Source organism: Methylobacterium sp. Leaf94, assembly GCF_001426045.1.
Lineage (GTDB): Bacteria > Pseudomonadota > Alphaproteobacteria > Rhizobiales > Beijerinckiaceae > Methylobacterium.
Genome location: NZ_LMRM01000010.1, coordinates 1 through 23,437, shown reverse-complemented (window position 1 = coordinate 23,437; position 23,437 = coordinate 1). Strand labels below are relative to the sequence as shown.

Sequence of the window (23,437 nt, the reverse complement as noted above, 5' to 3'; positions counted from 1 at the left end):
GCCGAAGGGGCCCGCGATCGGTCACAGCATGTCCTCGACCCGGATCGGCAGGGACCGGATCCGGCGGCCCGTGGCGTGGAACACCGCGTTGGCGATCGCGGCGTTGACGCCGATGATCCCGAGCTCCCCGAGGCCCTTGAGGCCGAGGGGATTCACGCCGTCGTCCGGGTCCGGCACGAGCAGGGCCTCGACCTCCGGCGCGTCCGCGGCGGTGGCGACGAGGTACTCGGCCAAATCCGCGTTGCGGTAATGGCCGCGGTCGAGGATGGTCTCCTCCAGAAGCGCCGAGCCGAGCCCCCAGATCATCCCGCCGGTGAGCTGACTCCGGGCGGTCAACGGGTTGAGGACGCGGCCGGCCGCGAAGGCGCCGAGGAGGCGCGGCACCCGGATCTCGCCGGTCTCGTCGTGGACCAGCACCCGCGCGAACTGGGCGCCGAAGGCCCAGGACACGGCCTTGCCGCCGGCGCCGGTCCCGAGGGCCATCCGGCCCGATCCGATCGCCTCCAGGGCTTCCGGCCCCGACCCCTCGGGGGTGAAGGCCGCCACCGTCTCGATCCCGTTCGGGTCGAGGCCCGCGACGAGCGCCGCCAGCGGACAGGTCCGCCTGTCTGGAGCGACGAGATCGCCCGCATGCGGGCGCAGCGTGGCGGGATCGGCTCCGGCCAGGGGACCGGAACTGATGGCGGCCTGCGCCAGGCGGGCCCGGAGGGTCTCGCAGCCCTGCGCCAGGGTGTGGAGCAGGCTGGTCGTGGTGGAGGAGCCGCCCGAGAGCCCAGCCGCCGGCAGCGCCGTATCGCCCAGAGAGACCGTGACGGCCTCGGGCGTGGTCCCGAGCCACTCGGCGGCCCCGAGGGCGAGCAGCGTCGTGATCCCGTTGCCGATCTCGTGATGGGCGGTGGCGACGGTGGCGCGGCCATCGGCCCCGAGGTGGATCCGCATCGTGGCGGGGGAAATCTTCACCGGCCGGGCCGAGGCGGCGCAGCCGAGCCCGATCCGCCAGGGGCCGTCGCGCATCCGCCCCGGTTCCGGATCGCGCGTCGCCCAGCCGAAGGCCTCCGCGCCGGCCTCGAAGCAGGCCATCAGCGGGCGCGAGGAGAACGGCTTCCCGGAGATCGGGTCGGCGGCCGTGTCGTTGCGACGGCGCAGGGCGATCGGGTCGATCCCGAGGGCGACTGCCATCTCGTCGACGGCGCTCTCCAGGGCGAAGAGGTAGGGCACCTCGGGCGGCGCCCGCATCGGCCCGGGGGTGTTGCGGTCGACCCGCACGGCGCGCTCGTCGGTGCGGATGGCCGGGCAGGCATAGAGGCTCGCGGTGACGTCGGTGCCCTCCATGGCGAAGGGATCGAAGCGCGAGGCGATGACCGCGGCCTCGTGCACGAGGGCGGTGAAGCGCCCGTCGGCGCTCGCCCCGAGGCGGATGTCGTGCCGGCTTTCCGGACGGTAGTTGGCGATGGTGAAGCCATCCCGGCGGCTCGCGACCAGGGATACCGGCCGCCCGAGGGCGCGGGCCGCCAGGGCGACCGGGGCCGTGTACTGCGCTAGGGCGAGCTTCGCGCCGAAATGGCCGCCGATCAGGCCCGAGACCACCCGGATGTCGCCCGGATCGAGGCCGAGCTGCGCGGCGAGCCCGTGCCGGACCGCGCCGATGTAGCGCGACGGCTCGTGGACCGTGAGGCGCGGGCCGTCCCAGGTGCAGGTGGTGGTGAACAGTTCGATCGGGTTGTGGTGCTGGATCGGCGTCGCGTAACGGGCGGACACGGCGACGTCGGCCCGCGCCAGGGCGTCGTCGGCGTCGCCGATCCGGGGGTCGTGGTGCTCCGGCTTCAGGTCGGCGAGGCGCACGACCTCGGCCCCGGGCGCGTCGAATCCGTCGGCGAAGGCCTCGGCCGCGTAGTGCACCCGGGTGCGGGCCGCCGCCGCGCGGGCCGCCTCGACGGTCTCCGCCACCACCAGGGCGACAATCTGACCGGCATACGCGACCGCGTCCGATCCCAGCGGCAGGTGCCCGCTGTTGGCGTAGCCCCCGGCCATCAGGTGCTTCACCGGCCGGATCGCGCCAGCGAAATCCCGATGGGTGAAGATGCGCAGGCACCCCGGGACCGCCTGCGCGGCGGCGAGGTCGAAGCCGGTGATCCGTCCGCGCGGGATGGTGCTGGTGACCAGGGCGGCGTGGGCCAGACCCGGCAGGCGGGTGTCGGAGGCGTAGACCGCCGTACCCGTGACCTTGGCGCCGCCCTCGACGCGGGGATGCGGATGCCCCAGCCAGGCGGGGGGATCGCGCAGATCGGTCGGTCTCGCCATCGGGCTCTCCTCGCCTCACGGCAGGGGTAACCGCCGTTCCGGGCCGGCCGATCCGGGCGCGACCGCGAGTCGCTCGGGAGTCCTCGTCGCGTCGCGAGGACAGGCCCTCAGCCCAGGAAGGGACGCAGGTGGTCCAGCACCAGGTCCGGTGCCTCCTCCTGCAGCAGGTGTCCGCAGGGGAGGGCGTGCCCCTCCACCCGGTCGGCCGTCTCGCGCCAGGTGGCGGCGACGTCGTAGAGTTCGCCGACCGTGCCCTGCGCGCCCCAGAGGGCGAGGAGCGGCGCGGTGACCCGGCGTCCGGCGGCGGCGTCGGCGGCATCGTGGTCGAGGTCGATCCCGGCCGCGGCGCGGTAATCCTCGCAGATCGCATGGAGGCTGCCGGGCGCGCGGTAGCAGCGCAGATATTCCCGGATCATCGCCTCGCTCGGGATCCCGGGCGTCCGGCTCTGGCCCGCGAGGTGATGGCGCAGATAGGCCTCCGGGTCGGCGCCGATCATCCGCTCGGGCAGGGGCGCCGGCTGGATCAGGAAGAACCACCAGAAGTACCGGGTCGCGAAGGCCCGGTCGGTGCGGGCGTACATCGTCAGCGTCGGGGCGATGTCGAGGACGGCGAGGCGGTCCACCGCGGCGGGGTGGTCGAGGGCCAGGCGATGCGCGACGCGGCCGCCCCGATCGTGCCCGACGACCGCGAAGCGCTCGTAGCCGCAGGCGTGCATCAGCGCGACGGCATCGGCCGCCATGGCCCGCTTGGCGTAGGGGGCGTGATCGGCCGTCGAGTCCGGTCGATCCGAGTCGCCGTAGCCGCGCAGGTCGGGGGCGACCACCGGATGGCCGGCCTCCCGAAGCCGGGGCGCCACCGCGTGCCAGGTGGCGTGGGTCTGCGGATGCCCATGCTGGAGCAGCACCGGCAGACGCGGCCCGCCCGGGGACAGGGCGACCCGGAGGCGCAGGTCGGGCAGCGTCGCGTCGGCGAGGTCGAAGCCCGACAGGAACGGACACGGCCCGCGGCTGAGGAGAGCGATCGGCGGCATGGTGTCCCCGGAAACGTCGCGGACAGGGTTCGACCGTCCCGGCGCCGCAGCTGTGCCGTCGGTGCCGGGCAGGGATTCGGTCCGCGGCGAGGATGGCACAGGCGGCGCGCGGCGGCGAGACTGCCGCGCCCGTGCCGGGCCGGCCATCGGGGGCGGCTGCGTCGGGGGGACCGCGCGTCTCAGCCCTTCCAGTTCTTCAAGGCCCCGAACGGGCTCAGCGCCGGGTCGGCCGCCGGCGGGTTCAGCACCGGCTCGACCTGCGCGATGGCGTCCGCCAGGGAGAAGGCCGAGCCGCTGGTCAGCTTGCCGCCGGCGGCATCCTTGTGGCCGCCGCCGCGAAAGCGCCGCGCGCCTTCCAGGGCGGTCTCGTTGTTGGAGCGGAAGGACATGGTTCCCGCCCGCTGCACGTTGAGCACGCGCTTGGCCCGGCCGCTCTCCATGATCAGGTCCGAGACCCGCTGGAAGGTGCCGGAATCGAGGCCGAAGGACATCAGCGTGCCGTCCGAGAGGGGATGGAACAGGTCCGAGCGGGCTAGCACCCGGGCGATGCGCATGCGGGTGGTGAGGGTGCGGTCGTCGCCTTCGTCCTCTGCGAGGTAGCCGTCGAGGATCGCCTTGCGCAGGGCCGGCACCTGGCCCTCGATCACGGCCGGGGAGGCGCCCTCGCCAAGGAGGCGGGCTGCGCCGAGGAGGAGGTCGCCGACGAACCGGTCGTGCCAGGGATGCCCGATGGGCACGAGGTTCGAGACGTTGTCCCAGAACATCTCGTCGAGGCTCAGGCCGTTGCGGAAGGCCCGCCGGTCCTTGCGCCACAGATCGACGGCATCGACCGCCGTCACCAGGGCGCCGAGGATCGGATCCGCGCCGGTCTCGCGGGTCGCGTAGAGGACCCGGTGCTCGTAGGCCATGCGGGTGGCGCAGCAGGCCTCGTCGATGAGTACGACGATGTTCGGATCTTCCAGGTCGAAGCGCTGCAGACTCGGCGCCGCGGGATCGGCCTGCGGCGCGAGGCCCTGCTCGCGCAGCTGGTCGACCGAGGAGGCGTGGTGATCGAGGACGACGAGGCGGTGGCGCGCCGTCGGATCTCGGCGGCGGTTCAGGGCGGCGAAGTTGCGAATGAAGGTCACGGCCACCGCCTCGAGGCCGAGGTCGGTCATCACGATCATTTCCGGGGCGGACGCCTTGCCGAGGCGCTTCAGCTCGGTCTCGACCACCGGCCCGACATCGGAATAGCGCGGCACGTGCACGATGCGGGCGACCTCGGCGAACTGGCCGACCACCGTGGAGGCGCCGTAGCCGTCGAGGTCGTGGTGGGTGATCTGGGTGATGTTCAAGAACCTGTCCTCGGGCGAATCGCCAAGCGCGGGCTTCGGCTGTCCTGGGCGCCCTTATGCTGCACGCCCCGGTCCACGGCGAGCCCCCGCGCGGTGAGCCGCGGCGAGGCTGCGTCGGTTCCGCGGTGGATCGAGACCCGTCAGGGCTTGATTCCCGTGCCCGGACCGGGATTCTGCGAACAGACCACGAACACCAGCGACAGAACGATCGGAGGAACGTCCGCGATGGACCCGGACGACGCGGGCGCGATCCGCAAGATCATCCATATCGACATGGACGCCTTCTACGCCTCGGTGGAGCAGCGCGACGACCCGGCGTTGCGGGGCCGCCCGGTCGCGGTGGGCGGATCGCGCGAGCGCGGCGTGGTGGCGGCGGCGAGCTACGAGGCGCGGGCCTTCGGCGTCCGCTCGGCCATGCCCTCCGTCACGGCGCGCCGGCTCTGCCCCGACCTGGTCTTCGTCAAGCCGCGCTTCGAGGTCTACCGGGGGATCTCGGAGCAAATCCGGGCGGTCTTCGCCGAGCATACCGACCTGATCGAGCCCGTCGCCCTCGACGAGGCCTATCTCGACGTGACGGAGAATCGGCAGCGTCTGCCGACCGCCACCGCGGTGGCCCGCGCGATCCGGGCCTCGATCCGCGCGCAGACCGGCCTCGTGGCCTCGGCGGGCGTCTCCTACAACAAGTTCCTGGCCAAGGTGGCGTCCGACTTCCGCAAGCCCGACGCCCTGTTCGTGATCACCCCCGCCATGGGGCCGGCCTTCGTCGAGGACCTGCCGATCGGGCGCTTCCACGGGATCGGCCCCGTCACCGAAGCGCGGATGAAGGCGCTCGGCATCCTGACCGGACGCGACCTGCGCGCCCTCAGCCTGGAGACCCTGACGAAGCGGTTCGGCGCCTCGGCGCCCTACTATTATGGGGTGTCGCGGGGCATCGACGTCCGTCCGGTCCGGGCGAACCGGATTCGGAAATCCATCGGCGCCGAAAACACCTTCTCGGAGGACTCTGCCGATTACGGGGTGCTCGCGGGGCGCCTGGCGCCGATCCTCGACAAGGTCTGGGGCGCCGCCACCGCGAGGGAGGTCCGGGCCCGCACGGTGACGCTCAAGGTGAAGTTCGCGGATTTCGAGCAGATCACCCGGGCCCGCTCGCTGCCCGGCTTCGTCCCGGACCGCGCCGTCCTGGAGGAAACCGTTCTGGTCCTCCTGCGCGACCTGTTCCCCCTGCGGCGCAGCGTCCGCCTCCTCGGCGTCTCCCTCTCCGCCCTGGAACACGGCCCCGCGCCCGAGCCGCGCCAGCTCGGCCTCGGATTGTAGAGGCGCGCCCGGTTCCCCGGCGTCAGGGACACGCCGCCACGCCGGCGACGCGCCGGCTGCGCCGCAGAACGAGGAGGAAAGCGAGGCCGACCGCCGCCATTGCTGACCCCGCCACCGAGACCGCCGGATAGCCTCCGCCGAGGTCGATCACGAGGCCGCCGAGGGCCGCACCGATGGCGTTGCCGAGGTTGAACGCGCCGATGTTCAGGGCCGAGGCGAGGTTGGGCGCCTCGCCGGCCTCCGCCATCACCCGCATCTGTAGGGGCGGCACCAGGGCGAAGCTCGCGACGCCCCAGAGCAGGATGAGCGGAGCGGCGACCCAGCGCGAGTCCATCCCGACGGCGAACACCCCGAGCAGCAGAACCAGGGCCACCAGGGAGGCGATGATGGTTCCGTCCACCGTGCGGTCGGCCAGGCGTCCGCCGGCCCAGTTCCCGAGGGTCAGGCCGACGCCGTAGACCACCAGCATGGCCGTGACGAAGGAGGCGTCCGCCCCCGTCTCGATGCGCAGGATCGGGACGATGTAGGTGAAGACCGTGAACATGGCGCTCGACCCGAGGACCGTGAGCGCGAGGGCGCCGAGGACGGCCGGCCGCGCCACGACGCGCAGCTCCGCGCGGATGTCGGGGGCGCCGTCCACGGGCAGGGGCGGCAGGGCCAGCCGCAGCGACAGCATCGCGACGGCGCCGATGCCGGCGATGCCCCAGAAGGCCGCGCGCCAGCCCAGCGCCTCCCCCACCCAGGCGGCGGGGGGCACGCCGCCGATCGTCGCGATGGTCAGGCTGGAGAACATCGCGGCCACGGCGGCCGCACGCCGCTCGGGCCGTACGAGGCTGGCGGCCACCACCGATCCGATCCCGAAGAAGGCGCCGTGGTTGAAGGCCGTGACGATCCGTGCCGCGAGCAGCATCGCGTAACCGTCGGCGAGGGCCGAAATCACGCTGCCCACCGTGAAGATGCCCATCAGGCCCACGAGAAGCGCCCGGCGCGGCACCCGCGCGAAGGCGAGGGTCATCAGCGGGGCGCCGATCAGGACGCCGAGCGCATAGGCGCTGACCAGCAGGCCGGCGGCCGGGATCGAGACGCCGAGATCGTTCGCGATCAGCGGCAGCATGCCCATCGGCGAGAATTCGGTGACGCCGATCCCGAAGGCTCCGATGCTCAGCGCCAGCAGGGCAGGATGGATTGTCATGGGGGTTGCCTCTCGGTCATTGTTCCCGACAGGCACATGATGCAGCGCGACAACGGGCGGTAGCCCGATCTCCGGACCGACATCTGTGCCTCAGGACCACGAATGCCGCGAGACCGAATCGACCGGACGGGGGAGATGGCGGCCTTCCTCGCCATTGCGCAAGACGGCAGCCTGTCCGCGGCGGCCCGCGGGCTGGGGCTGACCGCCTCCGCCGTCAGCCGCATCGTCGCCCGCCTGGAAGCACGCCTCGGCGTGCAGCTGATCGTGCGGACCACCCGGACGCTGCGCCTCACCGCCGAGGGCGAGAGCTATGCCCGTGCCGCGCGCCGCATCCTCGCCGATATCGCCGAGAGCGAGAGCGCGATCGCCGACCAGGCCTCCCCCCGCGGTCGGGTCCGGATCAGCACCGCCTCCGCCCATGGGCGTCTGGTGATCGTGCCGTTGCTGGCGGAATTCGTGACGCGCCATCCCGGCATCAGCGTCGACATCGACCTCAGCGACCAGGTCGCCGACATCCTCGGCGGACGGGCCGATGTGGCGATCCGCTTCGGGACTTTACCGGACAGCCCGCTCACCGCGCGCCGCCTCGGCGACACGGGCCGGACGGTCGTGGCCTCGCCCGCCTATCTGGCGCGGGTCGGAACGCCGGAGATCCCCGCGGATCTCGCCCGACACAACTGCCTCGACTTCAACTTCCGCCGCGCCGAGCCCGGGTGGCCGTTCCGGGAGGAGGGACGCGATTACCTCCTGGCGGTCTCCGGCTCCATGTCCGCCAACAACGGCGAGACGCTGGTCCAACTCGCCCTCGGCGGCATGGGCATCACCCGTGTCGGGCGCTTCCACATCGCCGACGAACTGGCGAGCGGGCGCCTCGTGCCGCTGCTGGAGCGCTACAATCCGCAGGACCGCGAGGCCATCCATGCGGTCTTCGTCGGCGGCCCGTCGATGCCGGCGCGCGTCCGGGTGCTGATCGACTTCCTGGCGGAGGCGCTGCGCTCGCCGAGGGAATCACCGCCGCCCGACACTCTCAGACCAAACGAAAGGGGCGCCACCCTTTCGGACAGCGCCCCCTCGGATCAGCCGGTCCCGCGGGCGGGACCCGCGATCGCCCTTAGTTGAAGGGATCGATCTCGGCGGACTCGTAGCTCGTCACTTCCATGCCGACGCAGACTTCCTGGACGATGGGGGCAGACCACTTCATGACATCTCTCCTGGTTGGTTTGGGGTATGAAAGCCGAACCCGGATGGGTTCGATCCACTCTTCGACGAGAAACAGCCTCGAAAGGCCGCGCCTTAGTTGAAGGGATCGATCTCGGCGGACTCGTAGCTGGTGACTTCCATGCCGACGCAGACTTCCTGGACGACGGGGGCGGACCACTTCATGAGAAACTCCTTCGTGTTCGACGTCCCTGATATGCCGTTGTGTTGGGCACAATACAAGTGGACGCTACACTTATATTTCTCATAGGATCGCGGGAAAGTTCCCATCCTGCGCCCGAGCGTTGCCGCGCTTTCGGCCCGGCACTCCGGACACCGGAGATATGATGCCGGCACCTCGCCCGTGCGAAGAGGTCTGCGATGGGTCGGCCCCGGACCGGACGGCAGGGGCGCAACGGGTGCGGAGGAAAGATCCGGCCGAGGCCGGTTTCGGCTTGACGCCCCGGGGAGGGGAGGCGCACTGACGCGCCGCCGAACGGGCCTGCGCGGGGGTCACGACTCACCGCGCGGCGCGCGCTTCGGCTCCCTCTCGACGATTCCGATGCCCAGCGACAATCCAGACCGATCGCCCGCGCCGTGCGCGGCCGCCTCCGCTTCCTTCGCCTGACGCCCCGCTGACCGGGCCCGGGCGGCCCGGCGCGGGACGGCCCCTCACGGCCGGATCGCGCGCCCTGCGAGGTGAGCCCATGAACGAGATCGCTTCCTTCCCGACCGGCATCGATCCGGCCGTGCTCGCCGCTCGCCTGTCGGATGAGCGCGCGCCCGACATCGTCGAGGCGCTCAACGACGAGGCGCCCGAGGTCGCCGCCGCCATCCTGCTGGGCCTGCCCGTGGAGCGGGCGATCGAGGTGCTCGATCAGCCCGAGCTCGACTGCGCCGCCGACATCATCGAGATGCTGCCGCGCGACCGGGTCGCCTCCTACCTGTCGGGCATGTCGGCCGACCGCATCACCGACCTGTTTCGCGAAATCGAGGAGCCCGGCCGCTCGGACCTGCGCGCCCGTCTCGACGCCGAGACCCGCGGGGCCGTCGACCGGCTGAGCACCTACGGCGAGGAGACCGTCGGCTCGCTGATGACCACGGAATTCGTCGCCGTGCCGGGCAACTGGACGGTGCAGCAGACCCTCGACCACGTCCGCCAGGTCGAGAAGACCCGCGAGACCATCTACGCGATCTTCGTCCTCGACCCGCGCACCCGAGCCCTGACCAAGGCGGTGCCCCTGCGTCGGCTGATCTCGGGCAAACCGGGCGACAACGTGCTCTCGGTGGCCCCGAACCGACGTCCGCTGGCGGTCTCGCCCACGGCCAGCCGCGAGGAGGCCGCCCGTCTGATCTCGCGCTACGACCTCCTGGCGCTCCCCGTCATCGACGCGGTCGGGCACGTCATCGGCATCGTCACGGTGGACGACATGATCGACGCGATGGTCGAGAAGCAGACCCAGGACGTGCAGCGCTTCGGCGGCATGGAAGCCCTGCCCGAGCCCTACATGGACATCGGCTTCGGCACGATGATCCGGAAGCGGGCGGGCTGGCTCTGCGCGCTCTTCCTCGGCGAGATGATGACGGCCACCGCCATGCAGGGCTTCGAGGGCGAGCTCGAAAAGGCCATCGTGCTGACCCTGTTCATCCCGCTGATCATGAGCTCGGGCGGCAATTCCGGCAGCCAGGCCACCTCGCTGCTCATCCGCGCCCTGGCCCTGCACGAGGTGCGCCTGCGCGACTGGTGGCGGGTGGCCCTTCGCGAGGTGCCCACCGGCCTCGTGCTCGGCACGATCCTCGGCGCGATCGGCATCGTCCGCATCGTGGTCTGGCAGAAGACCGGCCTCTACGACTACGGCGAGCACTGGATGCTGGTGGCAGCGACCGTGGGGGCGGCCCTTATCGGCATCGTCACCTTCGGCTCGCTCACCGGCTCGATGCTGCCGTTCCTGCTGCAGCGCCTCGGCTTCGATCCCGCCACCGCCTCGGCACCCTTCGTCGCCACCCTCGTCGACGTCACGGGCCTCGTCATCTACTTCTCGGTGGCGATGCTGATCCTGCGCGGAACGCTGCTGTAGAGTTTGTCAGGGATACGTGGAAACCGGTTTTCCCGGAAAGACAAACGGACGAGAAAGGAATCCGGAGTCTGTCTGGTTCCGAATGAACCTGACAGACTCGAAGGCCGCTTCAGGCCCGAGGCCGGAGGCTCAGGTCGCTGAGCACGGAGGTGGCGAGGCGGTCCGGCCCGATCTCGTGGGCGGAGTAGCCGACGAGGGCGGCGAGACTCTCGCGGGCCCGCCAGACGCGGCTCTTCACGGTGCCGATCTTGCAGCCCATTACCCTGGCGGCCTCGTCGTAGGTCATGTTGTCGATGGCCACCAGCGTCAGGGCCTGGCGCAGGGTCGTGGAGAGCCGCCCGATGGCAGCGTTGACGTCCTCCAGGTCGAGGACGGCGCCCTGCGCCGGCAGGGTCACCAGCTGCGCCGCGTAGCTGCCGTCGCTGTCCTCGACCTCGTGCACGCGCTTGCGCTGGCCGGAATAGAACGTGTTGCGCATGATGATGGTGAGCCAGCCGCACACGTTGGTGCCCGGCGTGAAGCTCTCGCGGTACATCCAGGCTCGCAGCATCGTGTCCTGGACCAGATCGTCGGCGCGCGCGGCGTCGCGGGTCAACGAGAGGGCGTATTTGCGCAGCCCCGGCGCATGGTCCCGGAGCCCCTGGCGGACCTCGGCCGTGAGAGTCTCGCCGCGGGCGGCGAGCACCGCCTCGAGACGGGCGAGCAGCACGGCGAACCGGTCGGGCGGGTCGTCATCGAGGGAGGCATAGGCATCGCGCAGGTGCTGCCCGAGGGTTCGTCGGATCGACGGCGCCAGCGGGGGAGCGTTCTCGGGACGGAGGCGGGTCGACGCATCGGATCCAGATTGCGATGTCATCCAGTCACTTCTCATTCGGCCGGGAAGGGCATGAGCCCGATCCCCCTCAGTCCGCCCGAGTGTGCAAAACGAGAGATTTATCCGCATCAACACAGGTTAATGGGAAGACCTTCAAAGATTTATGCGCGAAATCGTACGTTTACGTCTGGATCGAGAGACAACCCGGCAAAAGTCTTCTCGAGAAGATACATGATAGCGAGACGCAAAGAGCCCGCCACGGCCATTGCCGGGCGGGCCGAGTCCTGGGAGGCGTGTCCTGGGAGGCGAGTCCCGGGAGGAACGCGTGATGCGTCGTTCTTCAACCCTGCAGGAGAGCAAGTGTTCACTGCCGAGCGTCCGCGACAGGGCGATGTCACGCGTCCATCGGCCGAAGCCGGACCTGGCCTGATCGACGGTGCAGGCGCCCCGGTGCGTCGCGGCATTCGACAGGCCCCCCTCCGGGTCAGGCGCGCTCGATCAGGCGGAGATATTCGGCTTCGGGTACGCCGTAACTGCCCCCCGCCACGGCCAGCAGGCCGGTCCGGTCGAGAACCCCGATCCGCCCGCGACGTGCCTTGATCAGGCGGTTGCCCTCTAGGAGCTGCAGGGCGAGGGTCACCGTCGTGCGCTGGACGCCGAGCATGAAGGACAGGAAGTCATGGGTCACGGTGAGCTCGTCGCCGATGACCCGGTCGTGGCACATGAGCAGCCAGCGGGCGAGCCGGACCTCGATGTTGTAGCTCGCGTTGGCGAACGCGGTCTGCGCCGTCTGGACCAGGAGGGTCTGGACGAACCGCAGCAGCAGGTTGCGCAGGGTGAGGCTCTCCTCGGTGGCGGCCATCAGCACGGCGGCGTCGATGGCCAGCATCTCGCCCGCGTTCTGGACGAAGTGGTCGTAGGGCGTGCGGTCACTCCCCAGCAGCACCGGTGCGGCACCGACCACGCCCTCGGGCCCGATGATGCCCACCTCGACCCTGCTCGTCCCGGAGGTCGTGATCGACGCGTAGCCGGCCTCCGGGAAGTAGAGGTCCTGAATCGGTCGATGCGGATAAATCAGGCCTTGGCGCAGCTCCGTCGTCATCGCGCGCAGGTGCGGCTGAAGCAACCGATAGTCACCTGGCGAGAGACGTTTGAGCAAGCGGTTACGGACGGCAGATTGCTCTAGCAGCGACACGGGCCTGTCCCTTGGGGCAAGAGCACAAATAGTCTCTCACGGACCCATATTCAGGAATATATACAAGCGATTTTGCGACTATCTGTACGATGCGAGACAAAGGCAAGCCCGCCAGGAGATCTGTCGGGTAGACGACATTCCTCCAATGTCGGGCACAACACCAAAGGCGTCGTGCCCTGTCCGACATGCTTCTTTGGGATTTATGAACGCTGCGGTTCGGGGAATATCGCAACGAACCGAGGGTCCTGGCCGTAGTGACGCAAGGGTTCGGCCGTTCTCGGCCGATGATCCTGCGAGCACGGCTCGGTTGGTCAACGCGCAGGCGGAGCAGCCCGGACTCGGTCGGGGGAGGGGTACGACACCGTGACGGGTTGGGTGAACGCGAGAGGGTGCGATCGCGCGCGGCGACAGGCACCGGAGCGGTGTCGATGACGGCGTCGCACTCCGATCCGGATTTGCCGCATCGCCTAACCCTGCACGATGACGACGATGTGATGATTCCGCTGATCCGGAAGCTGGAGCGGTTCGGGCCGGTATCGACCGAAGATCGCGCGATCCTGACGCGGCTCTGTGGAGCCATCACGTTCGTCGGACCGCGCATGGAGATCGTGCGGGAGGGTGAGCGTCCCGACGGCGTCCATGTGCTCCTCGAAGGCATGGCCTGCCGGTGCAAGCTGCGGGCCAACGGAACCCGGCAGATCCTCGCCTATCTGGTCCCGGGTGATTTCTGCGACCTCGATACCGGCCTGCTCGACCGCCGGGACCACGCGATCACGAGCCTTTCGGCCTGCCGCTTCACGCGCATGGGTTTCGCGCCCCTCGGGAACCTCGTCCGGGAGCAGGCCACGCTGGTCACGACCCTGCGTCGGGCGAACCTCGTGGACGACGCGATCCTGCGCGAGTGGATCGTGAATCTCGGCTCCCGCTCGGCCATTGAGCGGATCGCACATCTGTTTCTCGAATTGCTGATGCGCCTGCGGGCCGTCGGACTGGCGCGGGGCGACGGCTACGATCTTCCGATGTCCCAGCTCGATCTGGCGGATGCGACCGGCCTCGCGAGCGTGCACGTCAATCGCACGCTTCAGGATCTGAAGCGCCAGGGGTTGATCGAGCTGCGCTCGCGCATCCTGACGATCCGGAACGTCCAGCGGCTGACGAGCCTGGCCGGCTTCGATCCCCGTTACCTGTCGCTGGATCCCATGACGTCCCGCTAGGGCGCATGCCGGTCGGCGACCCGGGTCGAGGATCTCTCGCCAAACAGGCCCCGAAACGCCTTACGCGATCGGACGGGCGACCGGGTGAGCCGCGCGGATCTCCTCGGGAAGCGCCTGAAAGTCGATGTAACCGGCTTCGCGCGCCATCGCGTCGAGAGCGGACACTTCGTCGAGCGCGCTGCCGGTCCAGAGAACGGCGCCATTCGACTGCTGACGGACCTCGAAGATGCTCATGGTTCGTTAACCCTCGACCGGAAAAGGTCTATGATTGTCCTAACGTGACGGCTGGCAAAATGTTGCCGATCCTCGCACCGAGCGGGGTCGATGTCCCGGCGACCCGGACATCGCCCGAGAGGTGTGCCATGAATTTGCCGGTCTCGCCCCGCAAGCCCGTACTTCCCACCCGCGTCGAGTGCCCTGCCATGCGCCCCCCTCGGCCCGTGCCGTTCGGACACCGGTTTCGTTTCGCCCTCGCGGTGCTGGCCGGCGCCGCGTCGCTCGCCCCCGTCGCCCGCGCCGCGGAGCCGGCGGCGGTTCCCGATCCGGCCGCCGTCGCACCCGCCGTGACGGTGGCATCGGCCGTCGCCCGCGAGATCGTGGAGTTCGCTGTCGTGACCGGCACGCTGGTGCCCCGCGACGAGATCCTGGTGGCGCCCGAGATCGAGGGCCTTCGCATCACCGACCTGCTGGTGGAGGAGGGCGCCGGAGTCGCCCGGGGCCAGCCCCTGGCGCGGCTCTCCCTCGAGATGATCGTGACCCAGGAGGCGGCCAACGCCGCCGGCATCGCCAAGGCTCAGGCCGCGATCATCCAGGCCCGGAGCCAGATCGTGCAGGCCGAGGCGGCCCAGGTCGAGGCGAACCTTGCCCTCGAGCGCACGCGCAGCCTGATCCGCACCGGCAATGCCACGGCCGTGACCCTGGAGCAGCGCGTCTCCGCCGCCCAGGGCAACGAGGGCCGGCTCGCGGCCGCCCGGGGCGGACTTCAGCTGGCCGAGGCCGATCTGGCCACCGCGCGGGCCCAGGGCGCCGAGATCGCGTTGCGGCGTGCCCGAACCGAGATCCGCGCCCCCGAGGCGGGGATCGTCAGCCGGCGCACCGCCCGGGTGGGGGCCACCGCGACCGCCGCCGGGGAGCCGATGTTCCGCCTGATCGCCCGGGGCGAGATCGAACTCGAGGGCGAGGTGCCGGAGGTATGGATGCCGCGGCTCCACGTTGGTGATCCGGCCCGCCTGGACTGGGACGAGGGGCGGACCCTGAAGGGGCGGGTGCGGCGCATCGATCCGGAGATCGATCGTACGACGCGCCTCGGACGCATCCGCATCGGCCTCGATCCCGATCCGAGCCTGCGCATCGGCGCCTTCGCCCGCGGCAAGGTCGAGGTCGCACGCCGCACCGGCGTCGCGGTGCCGCTCTCGGCGGTGCTCTACGGCGCCGATGGCGGCGCGAGCGTCTTCATCGTCGCCGGCGACCGCGTCGAGGCCCGCCGGATCGTGCCCGGCCTCGCCGCCGACGGCGTTCTGGAGGTTCGCTCCGGCGTGAAGGCGGGCGAGGTGGTGGTGGCCCGTGCCAGCAGCTTCCTGCGCGACGGCGATCGCGTCCGGCCCGTGGTTCCCCCCATCAAGGCGGCCGAGGCCGCGACGCCTCCGGCGGCCGATGCCGCCTCCCGCTGATCGGACGATCCCATGCGCCTGAACATCTCGGCCTGGGCGATCCGCAAGCCGATCCCCTCCCTCGTCCTCTTCCTGGTGCTGGTGGTCCTCGGACTGGTCAGCTTCCGCGCGCTGCCGATCACGCGCTTTCCGAACATCGACATCCCCATCGTCTCCGTCCAGGTGCTGCAATCCGGGGCCGCGCCCTCGGAGCTGCAGACCCAGGTGACCAAGGTCGTCGAGGATGCGGTGGCGGGGGTGAAGGGCGTCAAGCACGTCATCTCGACGATCTCCGAGGGCGTCTCCAGCACCACGATCGAATTTCGCCTGGAGGTGAACAGCGACCGGGCGGTCAACGACGTCAAGGATGCCATCTCGAAAGTGCGGGTGAACCTGCCCCGCACCATCGAGGAGCCGATCATCAACCGCGTCGAGATCGCGGGCCTGCCGATCATGATCTACGGCGCCTCGGCGCCCGCGATGACGCCGGAAGACCTGTCATGGCTCATCGACGACGTCATCGCCCGGCAGGTGCAGAGCGTGAAGGGCGTCGGGGGCGTCGAGCGCCTCGGCGGCGTCGCCCGCGAGGTCCGCGTGACCCTCAAGCCCGACCGCTTGCTGGCGCTGGGGATCACGGCCGCCGACGTGAACCGGCAGCTGCGCCTGACCGCCGCCGACATGGCGGGCGGGCGCGGCGAACTCGGCGGGCAGGAGCAGTCCATCCGGACCCTGGCCGGGGCGGCCAGCCTCGACACCCTGGCGGAAACCTCGATCGTCGTCCCCGGCGGGCGCAAGGTCCGCCTCGACGAACTCGCCACCCTGGTGGACGGCTCGGAGGAGCCGCGCACCTTCGCGCGCTTCAACGGCGAGCCCGTGGTGGCCTTCGCGATCTCGCGCTCCACCGGTGCCAGCGACGCGGAGGTCGCCGTCGGCGTCGCCAAGCGCATCGCCGAACTCGGCACCCGCCATCCCGGTGTGCGCTTCGACCTGATCGACACCTCGGTCACCAACACGGTGGGCAATTACCACTCGGCGATGCTGTCCCTCGTGGAGGGGGCCGCCCTGGCGGTCGTCGTGGTCTTCCTGTTCCTGCGGGACTGGCGTGCCACCCTGATCGCCTCGATCGCCCTGCCGCTCTCGGTGCTGCCGACCTTCTGGGTGATGAGCAGCCTCGGCTTCTCCCTGAACGCCGTCAGCCTGCTCGCCATCACGCTGGTCACCGGCATCCTCGTCGACGACGCCATCGTGGAGATCGAGAACATCGTTCGGCACATGCGCATGGGGAAATCCCCCTACCGCGCCGCCCTGGAGGCCGCCGACGAGATCGGCCTCGCCGTCATCGCCATCACGGCGACGATCATGGCGATCTTCGCCCCCGTCTCCTTCATGAGCGGCATCGCCGGGCAGTACTTCAAGCAGTTCGGGCTCACCATCGCGGCGGCGGTGTTCATGTCGCTCCTGGTGGCCCGCCTGATCACGCCCCTGCTCGCCGCCTATTTCCTGCGCGATCACGGCCCCGATCACACCCGCGAGGGCCCGGTGATGCGAGGCTACACCCGCGTGGTCGCCTGGTCGGTGCGCCACAAGTTCATCACCCTGGTGCTCGGGCTCGCCTGCTTCGCCGGGTCGATCCTGTCCACCGGGCTGCTGCCGGCAGGCTTTCTCCCCGCGGAGGACGCCGCCCGCACCATCTTCGTGGTGGAACTGCCGCCGGGGGCTCGCCTCGCCGACACCACGCAGGTGACGGACGCCCTCGTGGAGCGCATCCGCGCCCTGCCGGAGGTGCGCAGCGTCTTCGTCGACGGCGGCCGGCAGCTCCCCGGGAAGAAGGAAGTCCGGCTCGCGACCTTCACCATCAATCTCACGCCGAAGAACACCCGCCATCGCACCCAGAAGCAGGTGGACATCGCCATCCGGGCGATCCTGCACGACGTGCCCGACATCCGATTCTGGGCCCTGCGCGAGGGCGGCCAGCGCGACGTGACCCTGATCGTGTCCGGCCCCGACAAGGCGGTGGTGGCGGAGACGGCGGCCAAGCTCCAGCGCGAGGCCGCGGGCGTACCCCACCTGGTCAACGTGCTCTCGACGGCCCCCTTGGACCGCACCGAGATCCGCATCCGCCCGAAGGCCGGGGTCGCGGCCGATCTCGGCGTCACCACCGACCTCATCGCCGAGACCGTGCGGGTCGGCACGATCGGCGACATCGGCGCGAATCTGGCCAAGTTCAACACCATCGACCGCCAAGTGCCGATCCGGGTGCAGCTGCCGGAGCGCCTGCGCGGCGACCTCTCGCAGCTCGAAACCCTGAAGGTCCCGGTCAAGGGCGGCGCGGCCGTGCCGCTCTCCACCGTGGCCGATCTCAGCCTCGGGCGCGGCCCCACAGCCATCGACCGCTACGACCGGGCCATCCGGGTCGCCCTGGAGGCCGACATGGAGGGCTCGGACGCCCTCGGCGCCCTGATCGGCGCCGTCCTCGCCCTGCCCACCGCCAAGGACCTCCCGCCCGGCGTCACCATTCGCCAGACGGGCGACGCCGAGGTGATGGGCGAGGTCTTCGAGGGCTTCGCCCTCGCCATGGGCGCCGGCCTGATGATGGTGTTCGGCGTGCTGGTGCTGCTGTTCGGGAACTTTCTGCAGCCGCTGACCATCCTGTTCTCGCTGCCGCTCTCCATCGGCGGCGCGATCCTCGGCCTCCTGATCTTCAACAAGCCGATCTCGATGCCGGTGGTGATCGGCATCCTCATGCTGATGGGCGTCGTGACCAAGAACGCCATCATGCTGGTGGATTTCGCCGTCGAGGAGATGGCCCGCGGCGTCGACCGTGCCACCGCGATCATCGATGCCGGCCGCAAGCGCGCCCGGCCGATCGTGATGACCACCATCGCCATGGCGGCCGGCATGGTGCCCTCCGCCATGGCGCTCGGCATCGGCGGCGAGTTCCGCGCGCCCATGGCGATCGCGGTCATCGGCGGCCTGATCGTCTCCACGGGCCTGTCGCTGGTCTTCGTGCCGGCGATCTTCGTCCTGGTGGACGACCTGTCGCGCCTCTTCGTGCGGGTCTTCGGCCGCTTCGTCGGACGCGTGGACGAGCCGACGGAGGGCGCGTTCGCGCGGCCGCCGACCCATTCGGCCAACGACCCGAAGCCGATCCTGCCGCCGCGCATCGCGGCCGAATAGGCCGCCAGCAGGGGGGCGAAACGAAAAGGCCCGGACCTTTCGGTCCGGGCCTTTTCGTCGGCGGTCCTGGGCTCGCGCGCGCTCAGCCCTCGCTGCGGGCGGCCAGGCGGCTCGCGGCGAAACAGAGGCCGCCGGCGACGATGAAGAGCACCACGAAGGTCTTCACGGTGGCGTAGAACAGCGCCGGCTCGATGCCCGCATCCGTGTAGAGCACGGCGCAGATGGCGGTGATCGGCAGGAGCAGGAGGATCAGGAGGGGGGTCAGCGGGCTGTTCATGGGCGGGTCTCTCAACCTCTGTCGGACCCGGTTCACCGGTCCCTGTGGCGTTTGCTGCGCCTCTCATAGCATCGCCCCGCACCCGGCGCCAAGCTGGATCGGCCACGCTTTCCTGCGGTCGATGAGCCCGGATCAGGCCGGGATCCGCACCGTGGCGCGCAGGCCCCCGAGCGGGCTGTCGTGCAGGCTGACGTCGCCGCCATGGGCCCGGGCGATGTCGCGGGCGATGGAGAGCCCGAGGCCGGAGCCGCCCGCATCCTGGCGCGCATCGTCAAGGCGCACGAAGGGCTTGAACACCTCCTCGCGCTGATCGGGCGGGATGCCCGGGCCGTCGTCGTCGATGGAGACCAGGAAGGCCCTCGCCTCGCGCCGCCCCGTGATCGCGACGGTCTCGCCGTAGCGGGCCGCGTTGGCCGCGAGGTTGAACAGGCAGCGCCGCATGGCGTCGGGCCGCAGGGTCAGCCGCGGATGGTCCTCGAGGTCCACCGCCTCCACATGGGCGCCGAGGCGCTCGACGTCGGTGCGCAGGTCCTCCAAGAGCGCGCGCATGTCGGTGGGCACCGCCACCTCGCCCGAATCGCCCCGGGCGAAGGCGAGGTAGGCTTCCAGCATGCGGCTCATCTCGTCGACGTCGCGCTGCAGGTCCTCGACCTCGGGGGTCTGCTCGACCAGGGCGAGGGAGAGCTTGAACCGCGTGATGATGGTGCGCAGGTCGTGGCTGACCCCGTTGAGCATCGTCGTGCGCTGCTCCATCGCCCGCTCGATGCGCCGCTTCATCTCGATGAAGGCGTGGCCGGCCTGGCGCACCTCGCGGGCCCCGCGGGGCCGGAACTCGATCTCACGGCCCTTGCCGAAGCTCTCGGCGACGGCGGCCAGCCGTAGGATCGGCTTGATCTGGTTGCGCAGGAACAGGATCGCGACGCCGAGCAGCACCAGGGACGAGCCGCTCATCCACAGGAGGAAGATGTGCGAATTCGAGGCGTAGGCCATGCTGCGCCGGGCGGTGACGCGCATCACGCCGTCGGGAATCGCGACCCGGATCTCGATCAGGCTGGAGCGGCCCACGGTGTCGATCCAGTAGGGCCGGCGGATCTGGCGCCGGATCTCCTCGGACAGGGCCTCGTCCAGGATCGAGAAGAAGGGCCGCGGCCCCGCCGGGGGGAGCTTGGCCCCCTTCAGGATGTCGACGTCGAGGTTGAGCCGGTCGTTGGCGATCCGGGTGAGGGTCTCGGAATCCTTGTCCTGCGGGTAGCTCTCGTAGATGTCGATCAGCGCGGCGACGTCGGCGGTGACGGCGGAGGAAAGGCGGCGCGTCACGAGCTGCCAGTGGCGCTCCATGAAGGTGTAGGCGATCACCGACTGGAGCAGCACCACCGGCGCGATGATGATGATGAGCGATCGGGCATAGAGGCCCTTGGGCAGCAGGTCACCGATGGCGCGGCTGACGATCCGCCACATCCGCCGTGGCCGGGGCAGGGAAGCGAGGCGGGTCGCCGTGCGCTGGAGCAAGCCGGTGCCGGCCATGGGCTCAGTCGACCGCGAGGCGGTAACCCACGCCCCGCACCGTCTGCAGGAACAGGGGATTGGCCGGATCGACCTCGGTCTTCCGGCGCAGGCGGTTGATCTGCACGTCGATGCTGCGCTCGGCGGCGAGGCCGCCGCTTCCGGCCAGGGCCTCCCGTTCCACGTTGCCGCCGGCGGCCTGGGCCAGGAGGGTGAGGATCTCGCGCTCGCGCTCGGTGATCCGGATCAGCTCGTCCGCGCGGCGCAATTCGCCCCGGTCGATCCGGTAGGCGAAGGGTCCGAAGGTCACGGTGTCGTGGCTCTGGGCACGGCCGCCGGCCTCGTTGCGCCGCTTGATGATGTTCGACAGGCGCAGGATCAGCTCGCGCGGCTCGAAGGGCTTGGGCAGATAGTCGTCGGCGCCGATCTCCAGGCCCATGACCCGGTCGTTGGGATTCGAGCGCGCGGTCAGCATCAGGATCGGCACGCGCGAGGTCTGGCGGACTTCCCGGGCATAGTCGAAACCGCTCTCGCCGGGCATCATCACATCGAGCACCAGGGCATCGAAGACGAAGCACTGCGCCTTGGTGCGGGCCTCGGGCACGTTCCCGGCCGCGGTGACGCGGAAGCCCTGCTCGTAGAGGAAACGCGACAGCAGTTCCCGTACCCGGCGATCGTCGTCGACCACCAGGACGTGCGGCGCATGGTCGGGAAGATCGGCGGTCGGCCGCGCCCCGGGCGTGGCCATCAGGCGGCCTTGCCGGCGCGCCGGGACATCAGGCGCTGGACGGCCGCGCGCGCGTCGGGTTCGATCATGCCGAAGAGGAAGCTCTCGGCGGAGAGGGGAGCCTCGCCGCCGCGCTCCGATGCCGCGAGGGCGCGCGCCACCCGCCGGCTCTGGACCCGCATGAGGTCGCCGGCGAGGTCCGCCCCGGCCGCGGTGCAGAACAGCAGCCGCTGGCGCCGGTCGCTGGTGCCGGTCTTCTGCGCGATGTAGCCCTGCTCGATCAAATCCTTCAGCACCCGGTTCAGGCTCTGCTTGGTGATGCGCAGGATATCCAGGAGTTCGGCGATCGTAAGACCCGGATAGCGGTCGACGAAGTGCAGCACCCGGTGATGGGCCCGGCCGAAGCCGTACTGGGCCAGGATGCGGTCGGGGTCGCCGACGAAATCCCGGTAGGCGAAGAACAGAAGCTCGATGAGATCATCGCCGGAACCGGAGGACGGCAGCGGCGCGTCGGCGTCGGCATCTCGCATCGCGTGGGCAGTCACGTCTCGGGCGACCTCGATGTACGTCAGCGTTGTTGACATGTTCCAGCCCGGACGCGACCCGTCAAGCCTGCGATCGGAGGACGCGTGACGGCACGCCGAGCCCCGTTCCCCCAATGGGAACGATCGCGAGAACCGCCTACGTGTCCGAACCGCGCGAACCCGTGAGACAGATGACCACGGGACGACAGGCCTTATCGGGCGCAGGCGCAGGAACCCGCCGTTGAGCCTTGCGTTCACTAGAACATTTCGTGAACCAGAGGATCCGAACATGGCCGGCACCCAGGCGAACAAGACCCAGGCATCCAAGTCCGACTCATCGAAGTCCGACACGTCCAAGTCTGACGCTTCGAAAGCTCACGAGAACCCCAAGACCGATCCGAAGGACGTCTCGAACCAGATCAAGGATCCGAGCGAGTGGACCACCGGCGGCGAGCCGATGACCGGCGCGCAAGCGTCCTACCTCAAGACCTTGTCCGAAGAGGCGAAGGACCCGGACGCGTTCGACCCCGATCTCGACAAGGCCGAGGCATCCCAGCGGATCGATGCCCTGCGCAAGGAATCCGGCAAGGCCTGACCGTCGCCGCGGGGCCGGCCGGCTCGATCCGATGGCCTGGTCGGGTCGGGCAAGCGTGAAAGACGGACCGGGGGCTGACGCGCCCGGCCCGTCGCATCGGCTCAAGTCCGGACTTCGACGATCCGTTTAAGTCCTCCGCAAGGAAGGTCGCGTAACGTTTCCCACGATCGACGTCCGCGAAAGATTCCCTGGGGCCATGACCGAACTGGATTGCGAACAGGCCAGGGGTCGGCGGAGATTTCCGGCGCGGCACGATCTGCAGATCCTGGCCCGCCGCTTCCTCGAAGACAGGTCCGGATCGACGGCCCTCGAGTACGGCTTGATCATGGCCATGGTCTTTCTGGCGATCGTGACCGCGATGCGGTACTTCTCCGACCAGACGACCGCAATGTACAACTATATCGGCGCTGCCCTCAACCGGTCATCCTGAGTCCGAGCCTGTTTCGTCGCCGTGCATCCGCGTGACTATTCGGCGGATGTGACCCAGTCTCGGACGCGTTCGGTCCGCGAGCGCTCCGCAGTCCGAACGATCCCCGGCGCTGCCTCCACGTAGAACACCGGGCCGGAAACCGGCGGTCCCCGGGACGCCGTCCGCCCCCGCTTCGCGGAACAGGACGGCGGACGCGTGCCGCAACGCCGCCCACGCTTCGGCTGAACGGCGAGCCCCACCGGGCCCGTTTCGTCGCGGCGGCGATGACGACCTTTCGCTCCGCCCCGGCGCCGACGCTGCGACCGGCCCTCGCGCATCGATCGCGCAAACGGGTGGCACCCCGGCGCCATCGTGACCCTTCCGACGCTTCGACTTAGGTGCGGCCACCAATCCAATCCGCAACTGCGAATCCAACCGCTAAAAAAAGTGCCGCAACGGCGTGTGAAGTTTCGCATGCCGTTCCACAGACTCGTGGGAAGCACCTGAGTGCAGGAGAACGAGCTTTCCGCCCCTCACCGTCCCGTGCCGGCCTCATTGCACAATTGCGCGACTTTCACAAAGCCCGATTAAATATGTTCTTATACCTTTCATGTATTGATATATAACTATAGAAGTATTGCTGTTGAATTCTATACTGATTCTAAAGTTGTGAAATCTTAGACACACTATAGACAAATCGACACATGGAGCGCAACGATGTCGTCCGGCCCCAATCCTTCCATCACGTACAAGAATTTCGTGGAACTGCGGCCGGCTTCAGACGGGTTCTTGGTGGGCAATGTCATTGTCCGTCGTCAGATGATTTGGGACATTCAGCGGTGTTCAGGAGCGGAGGCTCTGGTCCATCTGGGGTGAGAGGTTAGGCAGCCTGCGCGTGATGGCGCA

21 protein-coding genes are annotated in these 23,437 nt (G+C 69.7%); 8 read left to right on the top strand and 13 right to left on the bottom strand.

Annotated features, from left to right (window positions below):
- Nucleotides 1–21 precede the first annotated feature (21 nt).
- From ASG63_RS07355 to ASG63_RS07345, 3 genes are all read right to left on the bottom strand, one after another.
- Nucleotides 22–2,301 carry a xanthine dehydrogenase family protein molybdopterin-binding subunit gene (locus ASG63_RS07355; protein WP_056213672.1) on the bottom strand — a complete coding sequence of 760 codons (2,280 nt, stop codon included), beginning with the start codon at nt 2,299–2,301 and terminating at the stop codon, nt 22–24.
- 107 nt (nt 2,302–2,408) lie between these two features.
- Entirely contained in the window at nt 2,409–3,332 is a 924-nt protein-coding gene (locus ASG63_RS07350; protein WP_056213670.1) for an alpha/beta fold hydrolase, read from the bottom strand.
- A 179-nt stretch (nt 3,333–3,511) separates the two neighbouring features.
- Entirely contained in the window at nt 3,512–4,666 is a 1,155-nt protein-coding gene (locus tag ASG63_RS07345) for a hypothetical protein (protein ID WP_056213669.1), read from the bottom strand.
- A 225-nt stretch (nt 4,667–4,891) separates the two neighbouring features.
- Here ASG63_RS07345 and dinB point away from each other — a divergent pair, with 225 nt between their 5' ends.
- Nucleotides 4,892–5,980, top strand: coding sequence for a DNA polymerase IV (gene dinB / locus ASG63_RS07340; RefSeq protein ID WP_056213667.1), 1,089 nt, complete (start codon nt 4,892–4,894; stop codon nt 5,978–5,980).
- Between the two features lie 22 nt (nt 5,981–6,002).
- Here the strand turns inward: dinB and ASG63_RS07335 are convergent, their stop codons facing one another.
- Nucleotides 6,003–7,172, bottom strand: coding sequence for an MFS transporter (locus ASG63_RS07335; RefSeq protein WP_056213665.1), 1,170 nt, complete (start codon nt 7,170–7,172; stop codon nt 6,003–6,005).
- Nucleotides 7,173–7,274: 102 nt separating this feature from the next.
- Here ASG63_RS07335 and ASG63_RS07330 point away from each other — a divergent pair, with 102 nt between their 5' ends.
- The gene (locus ASG63_RS07330; RefSeq protein ID WP_082559217.1) at nt 7,275–8,291 is read left to right on the top strand and encodes a LysR family transcriptional regulator; all 1,017 of its coding nucleotides are present in this window, start codon (nt 7,275–7,277) and stop codon (nt 8,289–8,291) included.
- Here ASG63_RS07330 and pqqA (ASG63_RS07325) read toward each other — a convergent pair.
- Entirely contained in the window at nt 8,284–8,373 is a 90-nt protein-coding gene (gene pqqA / locus ASG63_RS07325; RefSeq protein ID WP_056213663.1) for a pyrroloquinoline quinone precursor peptide PqqA, read from the bottom strand. The genes ASG63_RS07330 and pqqA (ASG63_RS07325) overlap by 8 nt on opposite strands.
- A gap of 92 nt (nt 8,374–8,465) precedes the next feature.
- Nucleotides 8,466–8,555: a pyrroloquinoline quinone precursor peptide PqqA gene (pqqA, locus tag ASG63_RS07320; protein WP_019902976.1), complete on the bottom strand. Its 90-nt coding sequence runs from the start codon at nt 8,553–8,555 to the stop codon at nt 8,466–8,468.
- 521 nt (nt 8,556–9,076) lie between these two features.
- Between pqqA (ASG63_RS07320) and mgtE the strand changes: the two genes are divergently transcribed.
- Complete coding sequence (gene mgtE, locus ASG63_RS07315; RefSeq protein ID WP_056213661.1) at nt 9,077–10,447, top strand: magnesium transporter; 1,371 nt, start codon at nt 9,077–9,079, stop codon at nt 10,445–10,447.
- 109 nt (nt 10,448–10,556) lie between these two features.
- On the opposite strand, the gene ASG63_RS07310 is transcribed toward mgtE, so the two are convergent.
- Nucleotides 10,557–11,303 carry a sigma-70 family RNA polymerase sigma factor gene (locus tag ASG63_RS07310; protein WP_056213659.1) on the bottom strand — a complete coding sequence of 249 codons (747 nt, stop codon included), beginning with the start codon at nt 11,301–11,303 and terminating at the stop codon, nt 10,557–10,559.
- Between the two features lie 442 nt (nt 11,304–11,745).
- Entirely contained in the window at nt 11,746–12,456 is a 711-nt protein-coding gene (locus ASG63_RS07305; protein ID WP_056213657.1) for a Crp/Fnr family transcriptional regulator, read from the bottom strand.
- A gap of 284 nt (nt 12,457–12,740) precedes the next feature.
- Here ASG63_RS07305 and ASG63_RS07300 point away from each other — a divergent pair, with 284 nt between their 5' ends.
- Complete coding sequence (locus ASG63_RS07300) at nt 12,741–13,670, top strand: Crp/Fnr family transcriptional regulator (RefSeq protein ID WP_244479845.1); 930 nt, start codon at nt 12,741–12,743, stop codon at nt 13,668–13,670.
- Between the two features lie 60 nt (nt 13,671–13,730).
- Here ASG63_RS07300 and ASG63_RS25910 read toward each other — a convergent pair whose 3' ends face one another.
- On the bottom strand, nt 13,731–13,904 hold the full coding sequence (locus ASG63_RS25910; RefSeq protein ID WP_181259671.1) for a hypothetical protein: 174 nt from the start codon (nt 13,902–13,904) through the stop codon (nt 13,731–13,733).
- Between the two features lie 188 nt (nt 13,905–14,092).
- On the opposite strand from ASG63_RS25910, the gene ASG63_RS07295 reads away from it, so the two are divergent.
- Nucleotides 14,093–15,340 carry an efflux RND transporter periplasmic adaptor subunit gene (locus ASG63_RS07295; RefSeq protein ID WP_056213655.1) on the top strand — a complete coding sequence of 416 codons (1,248 nt, stop codon included), beginning with the start codon at nt 14,093–14,095 and terminating at the stop codon, nt 15,338–15,340.
- Between the two features lie 12 nt (nt 15,341–15,352).
- The gene (locus tag ASG63_RS07290; protein ID WP_056213652.1) at nt 15,353–18,496 is read left to right on the top strand and encodes an efflux RND transporter permease subunit; all 3,144 of its coding nucleotides are present in this window, start codon (nt 15,353–15,355) and stop codon (nt 18,494–18,496) included.
- An 82-nt stretch (nt 18,497–18,578) separates the two neighbouring features.
- On the opposite strand, the gene ASG63_RS07285 is transcribed toward ASG63_RS07290, so the two are convergent.
- The 4 genes from ASG63_RS07285 to ASG63_RS07270 form a co-directional block, all read right to left on the bottom strand.
- Nucleotides 18,579–18,773, bottom strand: coding sequence for a hypothetical protein (locus ASG63_RS07285; RefSeq protein ID WP_056213650.1), 195 nt, complete (start codon nt 18,771–18,773; stop codon nt 18,579–18,581).
- A gap of 132 nt (nt 18,774–18,905) precedes the next feature.
- On the bottom strand, nt 18,906–20,297 hold the full coding sequence (locus ASG63_RS07280; RefSeq protein ID WP_056213648.1) for an ATP-binding protein: 1,392 nt from the start codon (nt 20,295–20,297) through the stop codon (nt 18,906–18,908).
- 4 nt (nt 20,298–20,301) lie between these two features.
- Nucleotides 20,302–21,024 (bottom strand): response regulator, encoded by a 723-nt coding sequence (locus ASG63_RS07275; protein ID WP_056213646.1) that lies wholly within the window; start codon nt 21,022–21,024, stop codon nt 20,302–20,304.
- Entirely contained in the window at nt 21,024–21,533 is a 510-nt protein-coding gene (locus ASG63_RS07270) for a MarR family winged helix-turn-helix transcriptional regulator (RefSeq protein WP_056213644.1), read from the bottom strand. Before ASG63_RS07270 ends, ASG63_RS07275 begins: the two co-directional genes overlap by 1 nt.
- A gap of 283 nt (nt 21,534–21,816) precedes the next feature.
- Between ASG63_RS07270 and ASG63_RS07265 the strand changes: the two genes are divergently transcribed.
- Both ASG63_RS07265 and ASG63_RS07260 read left to right on the top strand, forming a co-directional pair.
- Nucleotides 21,817–22,122 (top strand): DUF3072 domain-containing protein, encoded by a 306-nt coding sequence (locus tag ASG63_RS07265; RefSeq protein ID WP_056213641.1) that lies wholly within the window; start codon nt 21,817–21,819, stop codon nt 22,120–22,122.
- Nucleotides 22,123–22,318: 196 nt separating this feature from the next.
- Nucleotides 22,319–22,552 carry a Flp family type IVb pilin gene (locus ASG63_RS07260; protein WP_056213638.1) on the top strand — a complete coding sequence of 78 codons (234 nt, stop codon included), beginning with the start codon at nt 22,319–22,321 and terminating at the stop codon, nt 22,550–22,552.
- The last annotated feature ends 885 nt before the right edge of the window (nt 22,553–23,437 follow it).

Coding starts and splice junctions, on each gene's coding strand:
- ASG63_RS07290 (WP_056213652.1), top strand. CDS start 15,353: ATGCGCCTGAACATCTCGGCCTGGGCGATCCGCAAGCCGATCCCCTCC.
- dinB (WP_056213667.1), top strand. CDS start 4,892: ATGGACCCGGACGACGCGGGCGCGATCCGCAAGATCATCCATATCGAC.
- ASG63_RS07275 (WP_056213646.1), bottom strand. CDS start 21,024: ATGGCCACGCCCGGGGCGCGGCCGACCGCCGATCTTCCCGACCATGCG.
- ASG63_RS07265 (WP_056213641.1), top strand. CDS start 21,817: ATGGCCGGCACCCAGGCGAACAAGACCCAGGCATCCAAGTCCGACTCA.
- ASG63_RS07270 (WP_056213644.1), bottom strand. CDS start 21,533: ATGCGAGATGCCGACGCCGACGCGCCGCTGCCGTCCTCCGGTTCCGGC.
- ASG63_RS07310 (WP_056213659.1), bottom strand. CDS start 11,303: ATGACATCGCAATCTGGATCCGATGCGTCGACCCGCCTCCGTCCCGAG.
- pqqA (WP_056213663.1), bottom strand. CDS start 8,373: ATGAAGTGGTCTGCCCCCATCGTCCAGGAAGTCTGCGTCGGCATGGAA.
- ASG63_RS07335 (WP_056213665.1), bottom strand. CDS start 7,172: ATGACAATCCATCCTGCCCTGCTGGCGCTGAGCATCGGAGCCTTCGGG.
- ASG63_RS07285 (WP_056213650.1), bottom strand. CDS start 18,773: ATGAACAGCCCGCTGACCCCCCTCCTGATCCTCCTGCTCCTGCCGATC.
- ASG63_RS07280 (WP_056213648.1), bottom strand. CDS start 20,297: ATGGCCGGCACCGGCTTGCTCCAGCGCACGGCGACCCGCCTCGCTTCC.
- mgtE (WP_056213661.1), top strand. CDS start 9,077: ATGAACGAGATCGCTTCCTTCCCGACCGGCATCGATCCGGCCGTGCTC.
- ASG63_RS07300 (WP_244479845.1), top strand. CDS start 12,741: ATGATCCTGCGAGCACGGCTCGGTTGGTCAACGCGCAGGCGGAGCAGC.
- ASG63_RS07330 (WP_082559217.1), top strand. CDS start 7,275: ATGCCGCGAGACCGAATCGACCGGACGGGGGAGATGGCGGCCTTCCTC.
- ASG63_RS07350 (WP_056213670.1), bottom strand. CDS start 3,332: ATGCCGCCGATCGCTCTCCTCAGCCGCGGGCCGTGTCCGTTCCTGTCG.
- pqqA (WP_019902976.1), bottom strand. CDS start 8,555: ATGAAGTGGTCCGCCCCCGTCGTCCAGGAAGTCTGCGTCGGCATGGAA.
- ASG63_RS07355 (WP_056213672.1), bottom strand. CDS start 2,301: ATGGCGAGACCGACCGATCTGCGCGATCCCCCCGCCTGGCTGGGGCAT.
- ASG63_RS25910 (WP_181259671.1), bottom strand. CDS start 13,904: ATGAGCATCTTCGAGGTCCGTCAGCAGTCGAATGGCGCCGTTCTCTGG.
- ASG63_RS07295 (WP_056213655.1), top strand. CDS start 14,093: ATGCGCCCCCCTCGGCCCGTGCCGTTCGGACACCGGTTTCGTTTCGCC.
- ASG63_RS07260 (WP_056213638.1), top strand. CDS start 22,319: ATGACCGAACTGGATTGCGAACAGGCCAGGGGTCGGCGGAGATTTCCG.